The sequence below is a fragment of the Capnocytophaga sp. oral taxon 323 genome, assembly GCF_001278825.1.
Classification (GTDB): Bacteria; Bacteroidota; Bacteroidia; order Flavobacteriales; family Flavobacteriaceae; genus Capnocytophaga; species Capnocytophaga ochracea.
This window is the reverse complement of sequence record NZ_CP012589.1, coordinates 1,489,147-1,509,868: the sequence shown is the minus strand read 5'-3', so window position 1 is coordinate 1,509,868 and position 20,722 is coordinate 1,489,147. Positions and strand designations below refer to the sequence as shown.

At 40.0% G+C, this 20,722-nt stretch carries 8 protein-coding genes, 2 tRNA genes, 3 rRNA genes and 1 CRISPR repeat array (1 of these 14 cut by a window edge); all 13 genes read left to right on the top strand.

Annotated features, from left to right (window positions below; all coding sequences use genetic code 11):
• Positions 1-156 precede the first annotated feature (156 nt).
• The 13 genes from AM608_RS06465 (at position 157) to cas2 (ending at position 19,759) form a co-directional block, all read left to right on the top strand.
• Positions 157-2,868, top strand: a complete 2,712-nt coding sequence (locus tag AM608_RS06465; RefSeq protein ID WP_053581149.1) for a TonB-dependent receptor — start codon at positions 157-159, stop codon at positions 2,866-2,868.
• A gap of 125 nt (positions 2,869-2,993) precedes the next feature.
• Entirely contained in the window at positions 2,994-3,683 is a 690-nt protein-coding gene (locus tag AM608_RS06460; RefSeq protein ID WP_053581148.1) for a hypothetical protein, read from the top strand.
• A gap of 50 nt (positions 3,684-3,733) precedes the next feature.
• Positions 3,734-5,566 (top strand): DUF5689 domain-containing protein, encoded by a 1,833-nt coding sequence (locus AM608_RS06455; RefSeq protein WP_053581147.1) that lies wholly within the window; start codon positions 3,734-3,736, stop codon positions 5,564-5,566.
• A 162-nt stretch (positions 5,567-5,728) separates the two neighbouring features.
• Complete coding sequence (locus tag AM608_RS06450) at positions 5,729-7,333, top strand: L-lactate permease (RefSeq protein ID WP_053581146.1); 1,605 nt, start codon at positions 5,729-5,731, stop codon at positions 7,331-7,333.
• Positions 7,334-7,771: 438 nt separating this feature from the next.
• A 16S ribosomal RNA gene (locus tag AM608_RS06445) occupies positions 7,772-9,287 on the top strand.
• A 155-nt stretch (positions 9,288-9,442) separates the two neighbouring features.
• Positions 9,443-9,516: transfer RNA gene (locus AM608_RS06440), tRNA-Ile, on the top strand.
• A 95-nt stretch (positions 9,517-9,611) separates the two neighbouring features.
• Positions 9,612-9,685: transfer RNA gene (locus AM608_RS06435), tRNA-Ala, on the top strand.
• Between the two features lie 162 nt (positions 9,686-9,847).
• Positions 9,848-12,689, top strand: a 23S ribosomal RNA gene (locus AM608_RS06430).
• A 220-nt stretch (positions 12,690-12,909) separates the two neighbouring features.
• Positions 12,910-13,020, top strand: a 5S ribosomal RNA gene (gene rrf / locus AM608_RS06425).
• Together the 16S, 23S and 5S rRNA genes with 2 tRNA genes alongside form the textbook arrangement of a ribosomal RNA operon.
• A 519-nt stretch (positions 13,021-13,539) precedes the next feature.
• Positions 13,540-13,992 carry a D-aminoacyl-tRNA deacylase gene (gene dtd, locus AM608_RS06420; RefSeq protein ID WP_053581847.1) on the top strand — a complete coding sequence of 151 codons (453 nt, stop codon included), beginning with the start codon at positions 13,540-13,542 and terminating at the stop codon, positions 13,990-13,992.
• Positions 13,993-14,185: 193 nt separating this feature from the next.
• Positions 14,186-18,493, top strand: a complete 4,308-nt coding sequence (cas9, locus tag AM608_RS06415) for a type II CRISPR RNA-guided endonuclease Cas9 (protein WP_053581145.1) — start codon at positions 14,186-14,188, stop codon at positions 18,491-18,493.
• 37 nt (positions 18,494-18,530) lie between these two features.
• Complete coding sequence (gene cas1 / locus AM608_RS06410) at positions 18,531-19,421, top strand: type II CRISPR-associated endonuclease Cas1 (protein WP_053581144.1); 891 nt, start codon at positions 18,531-18,533, stop codon at positions 19,419-19,421.
• Entirely contained in the window at positions 19,418-19,759 is a 342-nt protein-coding gene (gene cas2 / locus AM608_RS06405) for a CRISPR-associated endonuclease Cas2 (RefSeq protein ID WP_034575308.1), read from the top strand. The genes cas1 and cas2 overlap by 4 nt, the downstream gene beginning before the upstream one ends.
• A 117-nt stretch (positions 19,760-19,876) precedes the next feature.
• A CRISPR array of direct repeats spans positions 19,877-20,722; the repeat unit is 46 nt; unit sequence GTTGTTATCAATCGCAAAACTACAAAATTTGAAAGCAATTCACAAC (it continues 492 nt past the right edge of the window).

The window sequence follows — 20,722 nt, the reverse complement described above, 5'->3', positions numbered from 1 at the left end:
TTTCGAGTGGAGTTTTCTTAAAGAAAATATAAAGCTATGACAGCTATAATACTCTATTTGACCTCTTTTAAAATAATTTTATTTCGTTTGTTTTGCTATTTCATTTTTTTGTTGTACCTTTGGCACATATTTCAAAGAAATCAACCTCATAGTATTATGTTAAGGAAATTATATCTCTATGTGCTATTGTTCGTATCGGTTTCGGCGTTTTCGCAAGTGAAAGTGGAAGGAACAGTGATAGATGAACTAAGCAACAAGCCTTTGCAAGGGGTAAAAGTGCGTGTAAGCACTTCTCCGCGCGAAGCAGTTACCAATAGTAAAGGTAAGTATACACTTCAATTGCCAGAAGGGGAACACTTGCTACTCTTCTCCCTTAGTGGTTATAGCAGTGCTGAGCAACTCATTTCATTAGGAGACACTCATCCTTACACCGTGCCTACGGTTTCCCTCTCGGGTGACTATCAGCAGGAAGCTGAGCAATTGGCAGTGATTACTGAAAGCGAACTAGAAGACGACGAAAGTGGTGCTGATGCGATGTCGGGACTTTTGCAAAGTTCACAAGATGTGTTTATGCGTAGGGCGGCTTTCGATTTCAGTTCGGTGTTCTTCAAACCTCGTGGTTATGACTCCAAAGACGTAACGGTGCTCATTAACGGTATCCCGATGAACCGACTTGAAAACGGTCGTGCCCAATGGGCGAATTGGGGAGGGCTTAACGACATTACACGCAACCAAGAAATGAGCAACGGATTGGTAAAATCCGACTATACTTTTGGTGGATTGATGGGCTCTAACTACATCAATATACGTCCGTCGCTTAACCGTGCAGGACTTCGCGTGACGACTTCAGCCAGCAACCGCAGTTATACTGGTAGACTGATGGCTACTTACAACTCGGGTGTACAGCGCAACGGATTGGCGTATATGGTTTCGGCTTCACGCAGGTTTGCGCCTCAGGGTAGTTGGGTAGACGGTACGCTCTACAACGCTTATGCTTTTGCAGCAGGAATAGAATATCAGCTTAATAACCATAGTAGCTTTAACCTCATAGGAATGTTTTCGCCGGTGAAGCGCGGTAAGACCTCGCCACTGACTCGTGAGGTACTCGATTTGATGGGCTACCAATACAATCCTTATTGGGGTAAACAAAATGGTGACAAGCGCAATTCGCGTAACCGTATCGTTTCAGAGCCTATCTTCGTTTTGTCTTATAACTATTTGAAAAACGACACGCGCCTGAATGTGGACTTGGGTTATCAGTTTGGTGAAATAGGCAATACGCGTATTAGTTATTCGAATGCTCAAAATCCTGAGCCTAATTACTATAAACTTCTGCCAAGCTATTACCTAAACCAAAACCCTTCTGACGAAACGATGGCAGCCTTACAGAAAGACTATTTCTTAACGCATTCGCAACTGGACTGGGAAGAGCTTTATCGGGCGAACTACAACACTACCGATAAGCGCAGTGCTTTTATTGTGAGTAATGATATCAATCGCGAACGCACGTTCTCAGCCAATGTGAACTTTTCTACGCCTATTCACGAAAACATCAAATGGACATCGGGTGTAGTGTACCGCAATGTTTCTTCGGATAACTTTGCTGAAGTAGACGATTTGCTTGGCGGTGATTACTTTATGAACTACGATTACTTTGAAGGGAAGCCTTACAATGCCGATGAAACAGATATGAAGAAAAAGGAAGGCGACAAATGGAATTACTTTTATGCGCTTAAAAGCAATGTGGCTGAAGCTTTCTCGCAGTTTGAATTTACGTTTAAAAACGTCGAGTTATTTGTAGCAGGACGTTACCATTATACTGATATCCAACGCGAAGGTAAGTTCAACTATCCTCTCTATGCTGATTCTTACGGAAAGGGTGCTATGCAAGTGCAAAACGGAATGAGTACCAAAGCTGGACTTACCTACGCACTTACCGGTCGTCATTTGTTACAAGCGAACGTGGGGTATTTTAATACACCACAATCAGTGCGCAATATCTATGCAAATGTACGCAATTCCAATCGCTTGTTGCCTAATATCAAGAACGAATTGGCTTACACTGCCGATGCGAGTTATATTTTGCGTATGCCTTACCTAAAAGGACGCCTTACAGGATTCTTTACCGAGATAGAGAATACCGCAGAGACAAACTTCTTCTATACTGAAACGGCTCTTACTGATGAAATAGACAGAGACTTTGTGGCTCAAACGGTAGAAGGCATCAAGAAGCGCCATTTTGGGTTGGAGTTTGGAGCGGAAGCACAACTTATACCTACTCTTAAACTTACGGCAGTAGCTTCGGTAGGACAATATACTTACATCAATAATCCGTCACTTTACATTTCATCAGGAGAGGTGAACAAGGCTATTGATGAGGTAACGATGAAGAATTACCACGTGCCCAGCGGTCCGCAACAAGCCTATTCATTAGGTTTGGAATATCGCCACCCTAAGTATTGGTGGATAGGAGCAACGGCTAATTTCTTGGCACAAAACTACGTATCGTTATCGGCTTTGAACCGCACTTCGCAGTTCTTTATAGACCCCACCACGAAAGCGCCTTTTACTAATATTGATACTGACTTAGCTCGGAAGCTTCTCAAACAAGAACGTTTAGACGATGTATTCTTGGTAAATCTTGTGGGTGGTAAGTCGTGGAGACTCAATAAAACCTATGTAAGCCTAATGGTGAGCGTGAATAACTTGTTTGACACTCAATTCCTTTCAGGAGGTTTTGAACAATCGCGTACTGCCAATTATGGCAAGATGGTACAGGACAACGCACAAGGCGTGCCTTCGTTTGGCAATCGTTACTTTGTGGGTTACGGACGTACTTATATGGTGAACTTAGCGGTGAGTCTTTAGTGCGAGCCGCACAGGCAGTTAACAAGATAAAAGGTAAAGTTTTAAAAGTAGCCTTGCCTACTTAGTGGGCAATTGTAGAGTAAGAACAAAACAAAACGTTGTTCATTTGAACATTAATAAATATAATGAATAAAAAATCTATTTTCAGAAGAGGAGCTTTAGTGCTCCTTGTAGCAACTATTGCATTAGTAAGTTGCTCTAAAGACAACAATTCAAACCCTGACCCCAACAATCCTAAAGGGACACCCTATATGATATTTACCACTGATAAAAAGGCGGGGAGCGAAATAACGCTGACAATAAACGCCAAAGAAGCGGATAAAAAAGATGTGTGGGTAGACTTAAACAACAATGGTGTGTACGACAGCGGTACTGATGTTCGCCTAAGTGCTACTACAGCAAAGTATAAGCTACAGGGCAATACTGTGAGAGTTTACGGTAAGGTAACGACTTTCTATTGTAATGATAATGAAGTGACTTCGTTAGATGTAACTCGCAATACCGTATTGGAGAGATTGAATATGAGCCATAATAAAATAAAAGAAGTAAACTTGCACAATAACACTGAGCTTGTTTATTTGAAAGTATCGGCTTTGCCTCTTGAAGACTTAGATCTTACCACTAATAAAAAGCTGAAAGAATTACGCTTTAACCTTACCTTTTCTGGTCAAAAACTCAAGAAAGTTGTGAGCACTATGCACGAAAATGGTGGAGGCACTGTTTATATGAATCCAAGAGTTAAAGACAATCCAGAAGAGCAAGCTACAATGCAAACGTTGAGAAACAAGAAATGGACTATAGGGCATTGCGAATAAGCAAACCTTAAAATAAAACAAAACACTGATAACTGTAAACTTATAGCCATATGAAACTAAACCTATTAAAACCAGTGGCGATAGCCCTATTTACGGCATTCGCTATTACATCGTGTGTAAAAGACGACGATTATGACATTCCCGATCCTAACGGGAAAAAGCCACTGCCTGACTATAGCGGTCAAGTAGTAAGTTTTGCTAACGTACTCACAAAAGTAACTGCCTCAGTGGCTACCTATACTGCTGATGAAGCTATTGAGGGGTATGTAATATCCAGCGATGAAGGAGGTAACTTCTACAAGAAAATCTACATACAGAACGCTGATAAGAATCAAGGACTTTCAGTAGCGATTGACAAAAGTGGTCTTTATACTGAGTTTCCCGTAGGAGCTAAAATACAATTGCGCTTGAAAGACCTTACCACTCAACTTAACAACAGTGCTATAGAGGTAGGTCACGGTACTTATACTGCCAAAAGTGGAAGAGTGAGTGTAGGCACAATGGCTGAGGCGATTTATAAAAAACACTTGTTTGACACAGGTGAGCGCAAAACAGTTGCCGAATTAGCCAAAGTGAGTAACTCTATACAAGAAGTATCTACCGAAGCACACGTAGACCAGCTCATTACCCTTAAAGGAGTACATTTCCCTACTGATGCCGTAGGTAAAACACTTTATGACAAGAGCAATGCCCTTGGAGGTGCCACTAATTACAAGCTTACCGATGCTAATGGGAAGACTATTATCTTCAGAACTAGCAGTTATGCTAAGTTCAAAGACGAGAAAGTACCTGCCGGTGAAGTGGAAGTAACAGGAGTGCTTACCAAATTCAATAAAGACTACCAATTTATGATAAGCAATTATGCTGATTTGGTAGTAAAAGGAGGTACTTCTACCAGTACACAAACTGATACACAAACCTCTACGACTGTTGAGACCTTAGAAGCGAGCAATGCTACTGTAGCTGATTATGTAGTAGGCAAAACCGTAAAATTGCACGGTACGACAGTAGTAAAAAGCGGAAGAACCTACATCGTTTTCAAAGATGGTACCGAAATACAAGTATTTTCAGCTAAGGGCGTAACTATTTCAGATGCAGCTAAAGAAAAATTGGCAACAGAAGGTTATGAAATAAACGTTACAGGAGTCTTTACTGATTATGCCCTTAAAAATGGGACTGTTGTAAAAGAAATACTGTACAGCAAAGAAAGTGATATAGAATTTATAAAAGCACCTGCTGCGATTACTTATGTAGATGTAGACGCTACAACCGCTACTCTTGCCAGCGATTACCAAGTGGGTAAGCACGTAAATTTAAAGAATGCCACTCTAAAAGTTGAAGGTGGAAAATCTTACGTTGTTTTCTCGGATGGTAATAAAATACAGTTGTACTCTCCTAATCTCAAATCTTTTAGTAAAGACGCTCAAACTAAATTGGGTACTGACGGACAAAAGCTTACTTCAATTAAAGGAAAATTTGAAGATTATAGTGTAAATGGAAATACCGTATATCAATTGGTTTATGCTGTGGAAGGTGATATCGTATTTGGTGATACCCCAGTAGTACAGCTTCCTGAGCTAAAAGCAGCCACTGCTACTGTTGCTGATTTCAATAAATATAAAGACAAAAAAGTGAAATTAGAAGGAACAATTACTGTAAAAGGTTCTTCTTCTTTCATAGTTTTTACTACCGATAATACCGAAATACAACTATATGCTACTAATACTGTATTTAAAGCGTTATCCAAAGAAACTAAAGCCAAACTGAAAACAGCAGGTACCAAACTTATTGTTACAGGTACTCTAGGAGAACATACCAATAAGAATAATGTAACCACTAAGCAAATTAAATACGAAAAAGAAACCGATTTAGACTTCCAGTAGAAAAGAAGTTTTTTTGATTTATTCAAAAAGAGTGAGCCTCCGAAAAGGCTCACTCTTTTTTTGTCTTTGCTATTTCGCTAGAAAACATAATTTTTTCGTAATATTTGTATATTAAATAGAAAACACTATCTTTGCCCTCAAAAGAAAATAAAAAAGAAACTTATGGCTTTATTTCTTAGCGTACTTCCGATAGTGCTACTCATCTATTTGATGGTTAAAAAGAACGCACTTCCCTCGTATATAGCACTCCCGCTTATTGCAGGATTGGTGTATGTGTTGCACCTAACTTATTTTGAAGGCTCTTTTGTAGCCGTAAATGCTAACTTTATTAAGGCTATCATATCGGTAGCTACGCCTATTACGGTAATATTTGGGGCGGTGCTCTTCAACCGAATGATGGAGATGACAGGGGCAATGAATGTGTTGCGCCGTTGGTTAGGCAACATCAGTCCGAATCCTGTGGCACAGCTGATGATTATAGGCTGGGCTTTTGCCTTTATGATTGAAGGAGCCAGTGGTTTTGGTACGCCTGCGGCTATCGCAGCTCCTTTATTGGTAGGATTAGGCTTCAAGCCTTTGCAAGTTGCCATTCTCACACTTATTATGAACTCGGTGCCCGTATCGTTTGGAGCGGTGGGTACCCCTACGTGGTTTGGTTTTGGTACGCTTATCGGTAATGGAGCTATTTCTGACACTGAGCTTTCCGACATAGGTAGGATTACGGCTATTGTGCATCTGTTTGCTGCTTTTGTAATTCCTGTGATGGCACTCAAGGTGATTGTATCTTGGCAACAGATACGCCGAAACATAGTTTTTATACTCATTAGTATTCTCTCGTGCACGGTGCCTTACGTGGTTATTGCGTGGTTCAATTACGAGTTCCCCGCTTTGGTAGGAGGGGCTATTGGGCTCTTTATCTCGGTGGGCATTGCAAGCAAAGGAATAGGACTATCTAAAACTGATAACCGTGAAGTACATCACGAGAAGGTAAAATCTTCAGAACTCATCAAAGCCCTTTTTCCTACGGCTTCACTCATTATCATTTTAGCAATTACCCGCATTAAACAACTTCCACTAAAAGCACTTTTGAACGATACAACTGAGTGGTTTACTATAAAATTGGGTTATCTAGGCGATTTTGAGGTTACTAAAGGACTCATTTTTTCACTGAATAATATTTTTGCTACGGGCGAAAACGAGAGCTATAAACTGCTCTATGTGCCCGCTCTTATTCCGTTTGTAGTTACAGTACTCATTTCCATTCCGTTATTCTCGCTGAAATGGAAGCAGACCAAAGAGCTTTTTTCGGCTAGTTTTGTGCAGATACAGAAGCCTTTCTTGGCTTTGGTAGGTGCGCTTATTATGGTAAATGTAATGCTGATGGGAGGAGAAAACTCTATGGTGCAAATTATCGGTCGCGGATTGGCGCAAGCCACAGGCAGTCACTGGACGATCTTCTCATCGTATTTAGGAGCGGTAGGGTCTTTCTTTTCGGGCTCTAACACCGTATCGAACCTTACTTTTGGAGCCGTGCAATACTCGGTTGCTAATACCACAGGACTTTCAGTGCCTCTGATACTCGCCTTGCAATCAGTAGGCGGAGCGATGGGTAATATGGTGTGTATCAACAATATTATCGCGGTATGTTCAGTATTAGGCATTGATAAAGCCGAAGGGAAAATAATGAAAATTACCGTTGTACCTATGATGGTATATGGAGTGATAGCTGCGCTGGTAGCATATCTTCTTATTCCGTTAATATTCTGATAGGTAAAGGGACATTGCTATAATTTAAACAAAGCTTTTTGTTCTTAATTTTTTTAGATGTATATTTTTACTAGTCTATCGCGCTACTACTCCATAGATGAGTTTCTTGTAGCTCATATTTATCGTTTTTTCTTATCCGTGCGACTTGTGTCTCGGATATTTTTAGAGTTTTTTATAATTTTTTAGTAACTAATATAAAAATACATTTCTCATTATCAAATTATTAAAAAAATCTTCAAAAAAAATTGTATAAAAATTTTGTAGGTAAATAAAAAGGTTATACCTTTGCACCCGCAAAAGAGGAGAGTAGTGCCTCTGGAGTGGAATAAACAACACGTACCTTGACATAATGTTGTACAGCACAAAGAAGATTTAAAGGATTGAGTGAAACCTGAAGTCAATAACTTGAAGATCGGTTAGAAGATATAAAAGAATTTAACGATGAAGAGTTTGATCCTGGCTCAGGATGAACGCTAGCGGCAGGCCTAACACATGCAAGTCGAGGGGGAAGTTACTTTCGGGTAACAGAGACCGGCGTACGGGTGCGTAACGCGTATACAATCTGCCTTTCACTGGGGGATAGCCCGAAGAAATTTGGATTAATACCCCATAGTATAGTAGTGTGGCATCACACAACTATTAAAGCCTTGGTGGTGAAAGATGAGTATGCGTTCTATTAGCTAGTTGGAGAGGTAACGGCTCCCCAAGGCTACGATAGATAGGGGTTCTGAGAGGGATGTCCCCCACACTGGTACTGAGATACGGACCAGACTCCTACGGGAGGCAGCAGTGAGGAATATTGGACAATGGTCGGAAGACTGATCCAGCCATGCCGCGTGCAGGATGACGGCCTTATGGGTTGTAAACTGCTTTTGTAAGGGAAGAATAAGGAGTACGTGTACTTTGATGACGGTACCTTATGAATAAGCATCGGCTAACTCCGTGCCAGCAGCCGCGGTAATACGGAGGATGCGAGCGTTATCCGGAATCATTGGGTTTAAAGGGTCTGTAGGCGGGCTGGTAAGTCAGAGGTGAAAGCGCTTAGCTCAACTAAGCAACTGCCTTTGAAACTGTTGGTCTTGAATGGTTGTGAAGTAGTTGGAATGTGTAGTGTAGCGGTGAAATGCTTAGATATTACACAGAACACCGATAGCGAAGGCATATTACTAACAATTAATTGACGCTGATGGACGAAAGCGTGGGGAGCGAACAGGATTAGATACCCTGGTAGTCCACGCTGTAAACGATGGATACTAGCTGTTTGGAGTAATCTGAGTGGCTAAGCGAAAGTGATAAGTATCCCACCTGGGGAGTACGTTCGCAAGAATGAAACTCAAAGGAATTGACGGGGGCCCGCACAAGCGGTGGAGCATGTGGTTTAATTCGATGATACGCGAGGAACCTTACCAAGGTTTAAATGGAGACTGACAGAGGTAGAGATACCTCCTTCTTCGGACAGTTTTCAAGGTGCTGCATGGTTGTCGTCAGCTCGTGCCGTGAGGTGTCAGGTTAAGTCCTATAACGAGCGCAACCCCTGCCATTAGTTGCTAACGAGTAAGGTCGAGCCCTCTAATGGGACTGCCGGTGCAAACCGTGAGGAAGGTGGGGATGACGTCAAATCATCACGGCCCTTACATCTTGGGCTACACACGTGCTACAATGGCCGTTACAGAGAGCAGCCACTGCGTGAGCAGGCGCGAATCTATAAAGACGGTCACAGTTCGGATCGGAGTCTGCAACTCGACTCCGTGAAGCTGGAATCGCTAGTAATCGGATATCAGCCATGATCCGGTGAATACGTTCCCGGGCCTTGTACACACCGCCCGTCAAGCCATGGAAGCTGGGAGTACCTGAAGACGGTCACCGCAAGGAGCTGTTTAGGGTAAAACTAGTGACTGGGGCTAAGTCGTAACAAGGTAGCCGTACCGGAAGGTGCGGCTGGAACACCTCCTTTCTAGAGAAGGCCGAAAGTTAATGACGAATTACGAATTACAAATGATGAACAGCTAGTTTATTGATTAAATTTGTAATCAATAAGGACTTGGTTCTTTAAATCTTGCTGACAACAAAATAAAATTTGCAAATTTACAAATTTGCTAATTAGAACAAAGTCTCATAGCTCAGCTGGTTAGAGCGCTACACTGATAATGTAGAGGTCGGCAGTTCGAGTCTGCCTGGGACTACAAGCAAAATAAGCTTAAAAAGAAGGAAATTTCTAGGAGTGAGCTAGAGGAAGGATCCTCTTACCTCTTACCACATATCTCTTACCTAGAGACAGGGGGAATTAGCTCAGCTGGCTAGAGCACCTGCCTTGCACGCAGGGGGTCAAGGGTTCGAATCCCTTATTCTCCACAACAAACGTACATTGACATATTGGGATAAAAAGCATAAGAGATCAATAATAGATTATTGATAATCTAACGAAAGAATCAAAAAGAATCAAAGAGAACGAGAGGTACTTAGATAATTGTCAATTATCAAATGTTAATTGTCAATTGACTAGGACTACAAGCGCGAAAAGTTATGTAAGGGCGTATGGGGGATGCCTAGGCTCTCAGAGGCGAAGAAGGACGTGATAAGCTGCGAAAAGTTGCGTGTATTGGCACATACGATATGATACGCAAATCTCCGAATGGGGCAACCCAGTACATTGAAGATGTACTACACCGTAAAGGTGAGCAAACCCGCTGAACTGAAACATCTAAGTAGGCGGAGGAGAAGAAAACAAAAGTGATTCCCAAAGTAGTGGCGAGCGAAATGGGAACAGCCCAAACCCATATTGTTACGGCAATATGGGGGTAGTAGGACCCAGATATAGGTTGTAAAGCTGGATTAGAAGTGTTTGGAAAGACACACCATAGAGAGTGAAAGTCTCGTATAGGCACAGTTTTATAAATCTTATGGGAATCCTGAGTAGGTCGGGGCACGAGGAACCTTGACTGAATCAGCCGGGACCATCCGGTAAGGCTAAATACTCCTGAGAGACCGATAGTGAACTAGTACCGTGAGGGAAAGGTGAAAAGAACCGTGAATAACGGAGTGAAATAGACCCTGAAACCATACGCTTACAAGCGGTCGGAGCAGCTTAGGCTGTGACGGCGTGCCTTTTGCATAATGAGCCTACGAGTTACTGTTACCAGCGAGGATAAGTATTTCAGATACGAATCCGCATCGAAAGAGAGTCTGAATAGGGCGTTAAGTTGGTAGTAGTAGACGCGAAACCTGGTGATCTACCCTTGGGCAGGTTGAAGCGCTGGTAACACAGCGTGGAGGACCGAACTGGTTGTCGTTGAAAAGACTTCGGATGACCTGAGGGTAGGGGTGAAAGGCCAATCAAACTGGGAAATAGCTCGTACTCCCCGAAATGCATTTAGGTGCAGCGTTGATGTGAGTTTAATAGAGGTAGAGCTACTGATTGGATGCGGGGGTTTCATCGCCTACCAATTCCTGACAAACTCCGAATGCTATTAAATGCTCATCAGCAGTGAGGGTATGGGTGCTAAGGTCCATATCCTAAAGGGAAAGAACCCGGACCATCAGCTAAGGTCCCCAAATATATGCTAAGTTGACCAAACGCGGTCTGACTGCACTGACAGCTAGGATGTTGGCTTGGAAGCAGCCATACATTTAAAGAGTGCGTAACAGCTCACTAGTCGAGCGGTTGGGCATGGATAATAAACGGGCATAAGCATATTACCGAAGCTATGGGGTTGTATTATATACATACCGGTAGGGGAGCATTCTATAGGCGTAGAAGCTAAAGTTGTGAGACATAGTGGAGCTGATAGAAAAGAAAATGTAGGCATAAGTAACGATAAGGCAGGCGAGAAACCTGCCCGCCGAAAGATCAAGGTTTCCTCAGCTATGCTAATCAGCTGAGGGTTAGTCGGGGACTAACGCGCACCCGAGCAGGGGAAGTGGATGTACAACAGGTTAATATTCCTGTACCATTAATCTAATAAAAGCGACGGAACGAGATAACTACCGCGTACTGACGGAATAGTACGTTAAAGGAGCTGTTATGGCTTTGATAGTACACTGAGGCTTCGGCCGAGGTGATAGAGTAGTGACAACGTTTCCAAGAAAAGCGAAGATTAATGCCCGTACCGTAAACCGACACAGGTGATTGGGAAGAGAATTCTAAGGCGCTCGAGAGATTCATGGCTAAGGAACTAGGCAAAATAGACCTGTAACTTCGGGAGAAAGGTCGCCTATCGTAAGATAGGCCGCAGTGAAGAGGTCCAAGCGACTGTTTATCAAAAACACAGGACTCTGCAAAATCGAAAGATGAGGTATAGGGTCTGACACCTGCCCGGTGCTGGAAGGTTAAGAGGAGAGCTTAGTGGTAACACGAAGGTTTGAATTGAAGCCCCAGTAAACGGCGGCCGTAACTATAACGGTCCTAAGGTAGCGAAATTCCTTGTCGGGTAAGTTCCGACCTGCACGAATGGTGTAACGATTTGGACACTGTCTCGGCCATGAGCTCGGTGAAATTGTAGTATCGGTGAAGATGCCGATTACCCGCAGTGGGACGAAAAGACCCTGTGCACCTTTACTATATCTTCGTATTGGTCTTGGATAAGTGATGCGTAGGATAGGTGGGAGACTAAGAAGCGGCTATTCTGGTAGTTGTGGAGTCGTTGTTGAAATACCACCCTTTGCTTATCTGAGGTCTAACCCTGCAGAGTGCAGGGGACAATTCGTGGAGGGTAGTTTGACTGGGGTGGTCGCCTCCAAAAGAGTAACGGAGGCTTCTAAAGGTTCCCTCAGCACGCTTGGTAACCGTGCGAAGAGTGCAATGGCATAAGGGAGCTTGACTGAGAGACCTACAAGTCGATCAGGTACGAAAGTAGAGCATAGTGATCCGGTGGTTCCGTATGGAAGGGCCATCGCTCAAAGGATAAAAGGTACGCCGGGGATAACAGGCTGATCTCCCCCAAGAGCTCACATCGACGGGGGGGTTTGGCACCTCGATGTCGGCTCGTCACATCCTGGGGCTGGAGAAGGTCCCAAGGGTTGGGCTGTTCGCCCATTAAAGTGGCACGCGAGCTGGGTTCAGAACGTCGTGAGACAGTTCGGTCTCTATCTACTGTGGGCGTTAGAAATTTGCGTGGATCTGACTCTAGTACGAGAGGACCGAGTTGGACGCACCGCTGGTGTATCTGTTGTCTTGCCAAGGGCATAGCAGAGTAGCTAAGTGCGGATGGGATAAGTGCTGAAGGCATATAAGTACGAAACCCGCCACAAGATGAGATTTCTTTTAAGGGTCGTGGGAGATGACCACGTTGATAGGTTACAGGTGTAAAGGTGGTAACATCATAGCCGAGTAATACTAATCACCCGTAGACTTTTCGCGCAGTATTCTTTTTTATAGATAAGAGTTAAGAGATAAGAGGTAAGAAAGTGTAATACTACTTATGTTTATCAATTATCAATCTCTTAAGAAGTTGTTAGTTAAAAATATGTTTTTTATCCCTATATGTTAAAATATCAAGGCATTAGGACACAGGCATCAGGCATTAGTTCTGAGTCGTACAACCTAAGGCCTATGGCCTAAAACCTAAGGACTAAAGATTTAAGGTGGTTATAGTCAAAGGTCTCACCTCTTACCATTCCGAACAGAGCAGTTAAACCTTTTAGCGCAGATGGTACTACACTTGTTGTGGGAGAGTATGTCGCCGCCTTCTTATAAAGAGCAATTCTGATAAAGAATTGCTCTTTTTTTATTGTTTGAAGTTGTAGGACTGCTTGGAAGGGAGAAGGACGAGTTGGAGGGAGAGTAGGAGAATTAAAAAGCTGTATATTGCAAAAAAAGCTTAGCTTATATGAATCTTGAACAATTGTTATACAAAAAATATCTAAAAAGTTAGGAGTGAAAAGTTTTTGATTGAGTAGCGAAAGAAAGCTTGTGAGGTAAGTGAAATACTTGAAAAATAGGGTTTATTCGAAGGAAGAGCGAAGCTAAGACGAAGAAAAGACGAAGGAAAGACGAAGGAAAGACGAACAATGAACGAAGGAAAGACGAACTCAAGACGAATTTAAAGTGAAGCTAAGGAGAAGGAAAGAAGATATAATGATGAATTTTTTGGCAAGGTAAGAAGGAAGATGTAAGTGGAATGCTTCCGTTGATGAGGAGAAAACAGCGTATTAACAAATCTGAGAGAGAAACTCAGAAGGGCTTGGAGAGTAATAAAAAAAGATATTTTATGAGAGTAGTTATTCAGCGTGTAACTCACGCATCGGTGGATATAGATAAGCAAACAGTAGCTTCTATTAATAAAGGTTTATTAGTATTGGTAGGTATAGAAGATAGCGATACCAATGAGGATATAGCGTGGTTATCGGCTAAAATGGTGAATTTACGTGTTTTTGACGATGAAAATGGGGTGATGAATCTTTCAGTAAAAGATGTAGGAGGAGAAGTGCTTATCGTGTCGCAATTCACCTTGCACGCCTCTACTAAAAAAGGTAATCGCCCCAGCTATATAAAGGCAGCACGTCCAGAAGTTGCAATTCCTATCTATGAGACGTTTATAAAGCAAGTGGAAAGTTTGTTAGGCAAGCGAGTGCCCACAGGACAGTTTGGGGCGATGATGCAAGTAGCCTTGTGTAATGACGGTCCTGTAACTATTCTTATAGATACAAAAAATAGGGAATAAAAAAGAACCCTATCACTAATATAATGATAGGGCTCCTTTAAATGTTTTCACAACGGAAAAAATCCTTATTGTGAATTGCTTTCAAATTGTGCGACAAAAGTAGGTATAATATTTTTAATGTGCAAATATTTCTTAATTTATTTTTTACTTTTAACTTTTTTTCGTTATCTTTGCCTCACCAAATTACAAAACAATGAAAAATATACTTGGATTAGATTTGGGCACCACTTCAATAGGTTTTGCCCATATTGTAGAAGATGAAAACAAAGAAAAATCAGAGATTAAAGAGTTGGGAGTGCGCATTGTTCCCTTAACTACAGATGAACAATCGGACTTTGAAAAAGGAAAATCAATAACTACTAATGCCAATAGAACCCTTAAACACGGAGCAAGACTAAATCTTGATCGCTATCAACAAAGGCGAAAATATCTCATAGATTTATTGCAGAAAGCGAACCTAATTACTTCCTCCTCTATTTTAGCTGAAAATGGCAAAAATACCACACATTCTACTTGGCAATTGAGAGCTAAAGCTGTTACCGAACGTATTGAGAAAGAAGAGTTCGCTAGGGTACTACTGGCTATTAATAAAAAACGAGGCTATAAAAGTAGCAGAAAAGCAAAAACTGAAGATGAAGGACAAGCAATAGATGGAATGGCTATAGCAAAGCGCCTCTATGATGAAAACTTAACTACAGGACAGTTATCGCTACAATTACTTCAACAAAATAAAAAACTCCTCCCAGACTTTTATCGTTCAGATTTACAAAAAGAATTTGACCTCGTTTGGAATTTTCAAAAACAGTTTTACCCTGATATCCTAACAGATAGTTTTTACAAAGAATTGCAAGGGAAAGGTAAGGATGCTACTTCAAAAGCTTTTTCTAAAAGATATCATTTTGACACAGCAGAGAACAAAGGTTCTAAAGAATCTGTTCGTTTGCAAGCCTATCAGTGGCGTGTAGAGGCTATATCTAAACAACTTTCAAAAGAAGAAGTAGCTTATGTCTTAACCGAAATCAATAATAATTTGAACAATGCAAGTGGCTATTTAGGCGCTATTTCCGATAGAAGTAAAGAACTCTATTTCAATCGTCAAACAGTAGGGCAATACTTGTATGCACAGCTTCAGGAAAATAGACATAATAGCCTTAAAAATAAAGTGTTTTACCGTCAGGATTACTTAGATGAGTTTGAACGCATTTGGGAAACTCAAGCTTCATTTCACAAAGAATTGACTGAGGAACTTAAAAAGCAAATCCGTGATGTGGTAATTTTTTATCAACGTAAACCTAAATCTCAAAAAGGATTGATATCATTTTGTGAGTTTGAGAGCAAAGAAATTGAGATAGAAAAAGACGGAAAAACTATAACTAAAACCATAGGAGCTCGTGTTGTTCCTAAATCCTCTCCTTTGTTTCAAGAATTTAAGATTTGGCAAATACTCAATAACGTTATCTGCAAAAGAAAAGGTATTAGAAAAAAGAAAGTCTCTGCTAAGACTACTCAGTTAGATTTGCTCAATGAATCTTCTCAAACGATTTTTAGTTTGGATATGGAATGCAAACAACTTCTTTTTGAGGAACTTAACTTAAAAGGAGACCTGAAATCAGATAAAGTACTGAAATTATTAGGCTATTCTCCTCAAGAATGGGAAATCAACTACAATCAATTAGAAGGAAATCGCACTCAAAAAGCACTCTATGAAGCCTATTTAAAGATTGTTGAAATGGAAGCTCACGACGTGAAAGATATTTTACAAATAAAATCTGCAAAAGACGATTGGTCTTTAGACGAATCTCCTCTTTCAGCTTCCGAAATCAGAGAAAGTGTAAAAGCTATCTTCCAAGCATTAGGAATATGTACTAAAATCCTTTATTTTGACCCTCTTTTGCCTGTAAAAGAGTTTGAAAAGCAGGATTCCTATCAGTTGTGGCATTTGCTTTATTCCTATGAAAGTGATGATTCTACTTCTGGGAATGAAACCCTTTACCGAATCTTAGAAAAGAAATACGCTTTTAAGAGAGAACACGTTAGAATACTCGCCAATGTAGCCTTGCAAGATGATTACGGTAGCCTATCTACTAAAGCTATCCGCAAGATATACCCTAATATAAAAGAAAATCAGTATAGCATAGCTTGTGAAATGGCAGGTTACAAGCACTCTAAACTATCTTTAACCACAGAAGAATTAGAGGCTCGTGAACTGAAAAATATCATTCCACTACTTAAAAAGAACGCTTTGAGAAATCCTGTGGTTGAGAAGATTCTCAATCAGATGATCAATGTAGTGAACGCTTTGATTGAGAAAAACAGTGAACGAGATGCCGAAGGGAAAATTACAAAATACTTCCATTTCGATGAAATTCGCATTGAATTAGCTCGTGAATTGAAGAAAAATGCGCAAAAGAGGTATGAAATGACCCAAAATATCAATAAAGCTAAATTAGAACACCAAAAAATTAGCGAAATACTTCAGAAACAGTTTGGCATCAAGAATCCTACGAAATCTGATATTATTCGTTATCGCTTGTATCAAGAATTGGAACACAATGGCTATAAAGAACTGTATACGAATGCCTATATAGCTCCCGATGTATTGTTTAGCAAGAATATAGATATAGAACACATTGTTCCTAAGGCACGAGTGTTCGATGATAGTTTTTCTAACAAAACATTAGCTTTCAGAGAATTTAATATCAAAAAAGGAGAATCTACAGCTTTTGATTATATTACTTCTTTAAACAGTGAAGAAGAACTCAATCAATATCTCACCAGAGTAGAGAATGCTTATAAAACAAAAAGCATTTCTCCTACTAAATACAAGAACTTACTCAAAAAAGCCTCTGAAATAGGTGATGACTTTATCAATAGAGACCTGAGAGATACTCAGTACATAGCCAAAAAAGCTAAAGAAATACTTTTCCAAGTAACTAAAAATGTGCTGTCTACCTCAGGAAGTATCACTGATAGATTGCGCGAAGACTGGGGCTTGGTAGATGTGATGAAAGAGCTAAATATGCCTAAATATCAGTCGTTAGGACTTACTGAAGTAGAAGAACGCAAAGATGGTAACAAAGTAACTGTGATTAAGAACTGGACAAAGCGTAACGACCACCGTCACCACGCAATGGATGCCCTTACGGTAGCTTTCACCAAACCTTCTTACATACAGTACCTCAATCATCTCAACGCTCGAAAAGACGAAAACAACAAAAATTATTCGGTTATTTTAGCTATCGAGGAAAAAGAAACAATTAAAGTCCGAACTAATAATGGTAAGAATAAGAGAGTTTTTATAGAGCCTATACCTAACTTTAGACAAGTAGCCAAAAAACATCTCGAAGAAATATTCATTTCGCACAAAACAAAGAATAAAGTAGTTACCAAAAATGTAAATAAACCTGCTGGCACTGATAAACAACAAATCACACTCACGCCACGAGGTCAGCTACACAAAGAAACTATATATGGCAAATACCAATATTATGTCAATAAAGAAGAAAAAATAGGTGTAAAATTTGATAAAGAAACTATCGCAAAAGTCTCTAATCCCCTTTATCGCGAAGCATTGCTAAAAAGATTGCAAGCCAATGACAACGACCCTAAAAAAGCCTTTACAGGGAAGAACGCACTATCTAAAAAACCTATTTATTTAGATGAATCAAAAACTAAAACTTTGCCAGAAAAAGTAAATCTCACCTACTTGGAAGAAGATTTTTCTATCCGCAAGGATATTTCTCCTGACAATTTCAAAGATTTGAAATCTATTGAAAAAGTAATTGACCAAGGAGTAAAACGTATTCTTATCAAGCGACTCCAAGCCTACGATAATGATCCTAAGAAAGCCTTTGTAGACTTAGAAAAGAATCCTATTTGGCTCAATAAAGAAAAAGGAATTGCGATTAAACGCGTTACTATAAGTGGCGTGAACAACGCTCAACCTTTGCACATAGGAAAAGACCATTTAGGAAAAACTACTTTAAATAAAGAAGGAAAAGAAATTCCTGTAGATTATGTAAGTACTGGCAATAACCACCACGTGGCTATTTATCGGGATAAAGAAGGTAATTTGCAGGAACAAATAGTTTCATTCTTTGACGCTGTCGTACGAGCTCAGCAAGGGCTTCCTATTATTGATAAAACCTATAAACAAGCAGAAGGTTGGCAATTTATGTTCACTATGAAACAGAATGAAATGTTTGTATTTCCTAACGAAACAACAGGATTTAATCCCGCTGAAATAGACTTGTTAGATCCTAAAAATAAAAAATTGATAAGCCCCAATTTGTTTAGAGTACAAACAATATCAGTTGTAAAATATGGAAATAGTGTGGTTAGGGACTTCAAATTTAGGCATCATTTAGAAACAACTCTTCAAGATGATAAAATATTACAAGGAATTACTTTTCAACAGATTAAAAGTTTAGAACCCTTGAGGAATATCGTAAAAGTTCGTATCAATCACTTAGGCGATATTGTAAGCATAGGCGAATATTAAAAAACCTTTTTAAAAACCAATAAACACCCTTTAAACTATGTTATACCGATCTATTTACATAGGCAATCCTGCCCATTTGAAGTTGAAGGATAAGCAACTCAAAATAACTGACTCCACTACCCAAACTGTAAAAGGGAGTGTGCCTATTGAAGATTTAGGTTTGCTGATGCTCGACCATTATCAAATTACCGTTTCACATCAATTACTGCAAGAATTGATGAAGAATAATGTGGTGCTTATCAGTTGTGATGAAAAACACTTACCTTTAGGAGCAATGCTTCCTTTTGGTGGGAATACTCAATATTCTGAACGAGTGAAAACACAGTTGGAAGTGAGCGAACCTCTTAAAAAACAACTTTGGAAGCAAACAATAGAGTGCAAAATTCAGAACCAAGCTAAGGTCTTAGAACATTTAGGAAAGTATGCCGACCCAATGTACGACTATCTAAAAGAAGTAAAATCGGGCGATACGACCAATATGGAAGGTATTGCAGCGCAACACTATTGGAAGTACCTTATTGATTACGATTTTCTTAGAGATAGATTTGGTGAATATCCTAATCAGTTTTTCAATTTCGGATATGGAGTTTTACTCAGTATCGTAGCCCGCGCATTGGTAGATACAGGTTTATTATTAGTATTAGGAATTTTCCATCGCAATAAGTACAACCCCTATTGTTTGGCAAGCGACATAATGGAACCCTACCGACCCATAGTAGATTTATTGGTAATGGAATGGCTCACAACACATCCTGAAGTAGAAGAACTCAACAAAGAAAGTAAAGCTCATATACTTCAGATGGCAACCCGTGATGTACAGATAGAAAAGAATACCCACCCGTTGATAGTAGCAGTAAAGAACACAGCTTCTTCTTTATACAAATGCTATACGGGTGAAAAGCGACTGATAGCTTATCCTGAATTATGATCATAGCTGACCGATACAATGCTTATAGAATTATGTGGGTATTAGTATTATACGATTTGCCAACAGAAACAAAAAAGATGCGTAAAGAAGCACAGAACTTTCGTGATAAACTCATAAAGGACGGTTTTACGCTCTTTCAGTTTTCGATGTACGTAAGGCATTGCCCTAGTAGAGAGAATGCCCAAGTGCATATCAATCGTGTAAAACAAAACTTACCTCAGTATGGCAATATAGCTATTATGTGTCTAACCGATAAGCAGTTTGGCGATATGGAGTTCTTTTACTGTCAGAGAGAAACAGCAGCTCCCGAAACCTATGTGCAATTAGAGCTTTTTTAAGAAGAATAGGAAAGTGAAAACCTCCTCTTTAACCTTATAAACAAAGGTAAAAGAGGAGGTTTTTTAGTACTGTTTTTAAGCAAAACTGATTGATATTTAAACTCTTAAAAGATTGAGGTTGTTATCAATCGCAAAACTACAAAATTTGAAAGCAATTCACAACGTTTTGTAACTGTACCCGCAGACGCCCTTAGTTGTTATCAATCGCAAAACTACAAAATTTGAAAGCAATTCACAACGCTAACTGCTCATTAGCCCTTCCAAGTTCTGTTGTTATCAATCGCAAAACTACAAAATTTGAAAGCAATTCACAACATTAAGGTCTTTAATCCCCTCTTTCCCAATGTTGTTATCAATCGCAAAACTACAAAATTTGAAAGCAATTCACAACCCGTGCGTTGTTGTGATGAATTATGTACAGGTTGTTATCAATCGCAAAACTACAAAATTTGAAAGCAATTCACAACTCCATTGCTTCTTCATAGCTTTCTGCTTCTGTTGTTATCAATCGCAAAACTACAAAATTTGAAAGCAATTCACAACAGCCCAACGAGTATCCTCATATTCTTTCTCGTTGTTATCAATCGCAAAACTACAAAATTTGAAAGCAATTCACAACACACTCTTTTTTAGCATCGAGTTCTACAAAGTTGTTATCAATCGCAAAACTACAAAATTTGAAAGCAATTCACAACTATTGCCTGGCGCACTATTTCCCCAACCGCGTTGTTATCAATCGCAAAACTACAAAATTTGAAAGCAATTCACAACCTGACGGTCTTCTTCACTTTCCATTGTTGCGTTGTTATCAATCGCAAAACTACAAAATTTGAAAGCAATTCACAACTATTGCCTGGCGCACTATTTCCCCAACCGCGTTGTTATCAATCGCAAAACTACAAAATTTGAAAGCAATTCACAACCATTTTTTCAAGGGTAGTGTTATGGTTCCCGTTGTTATCA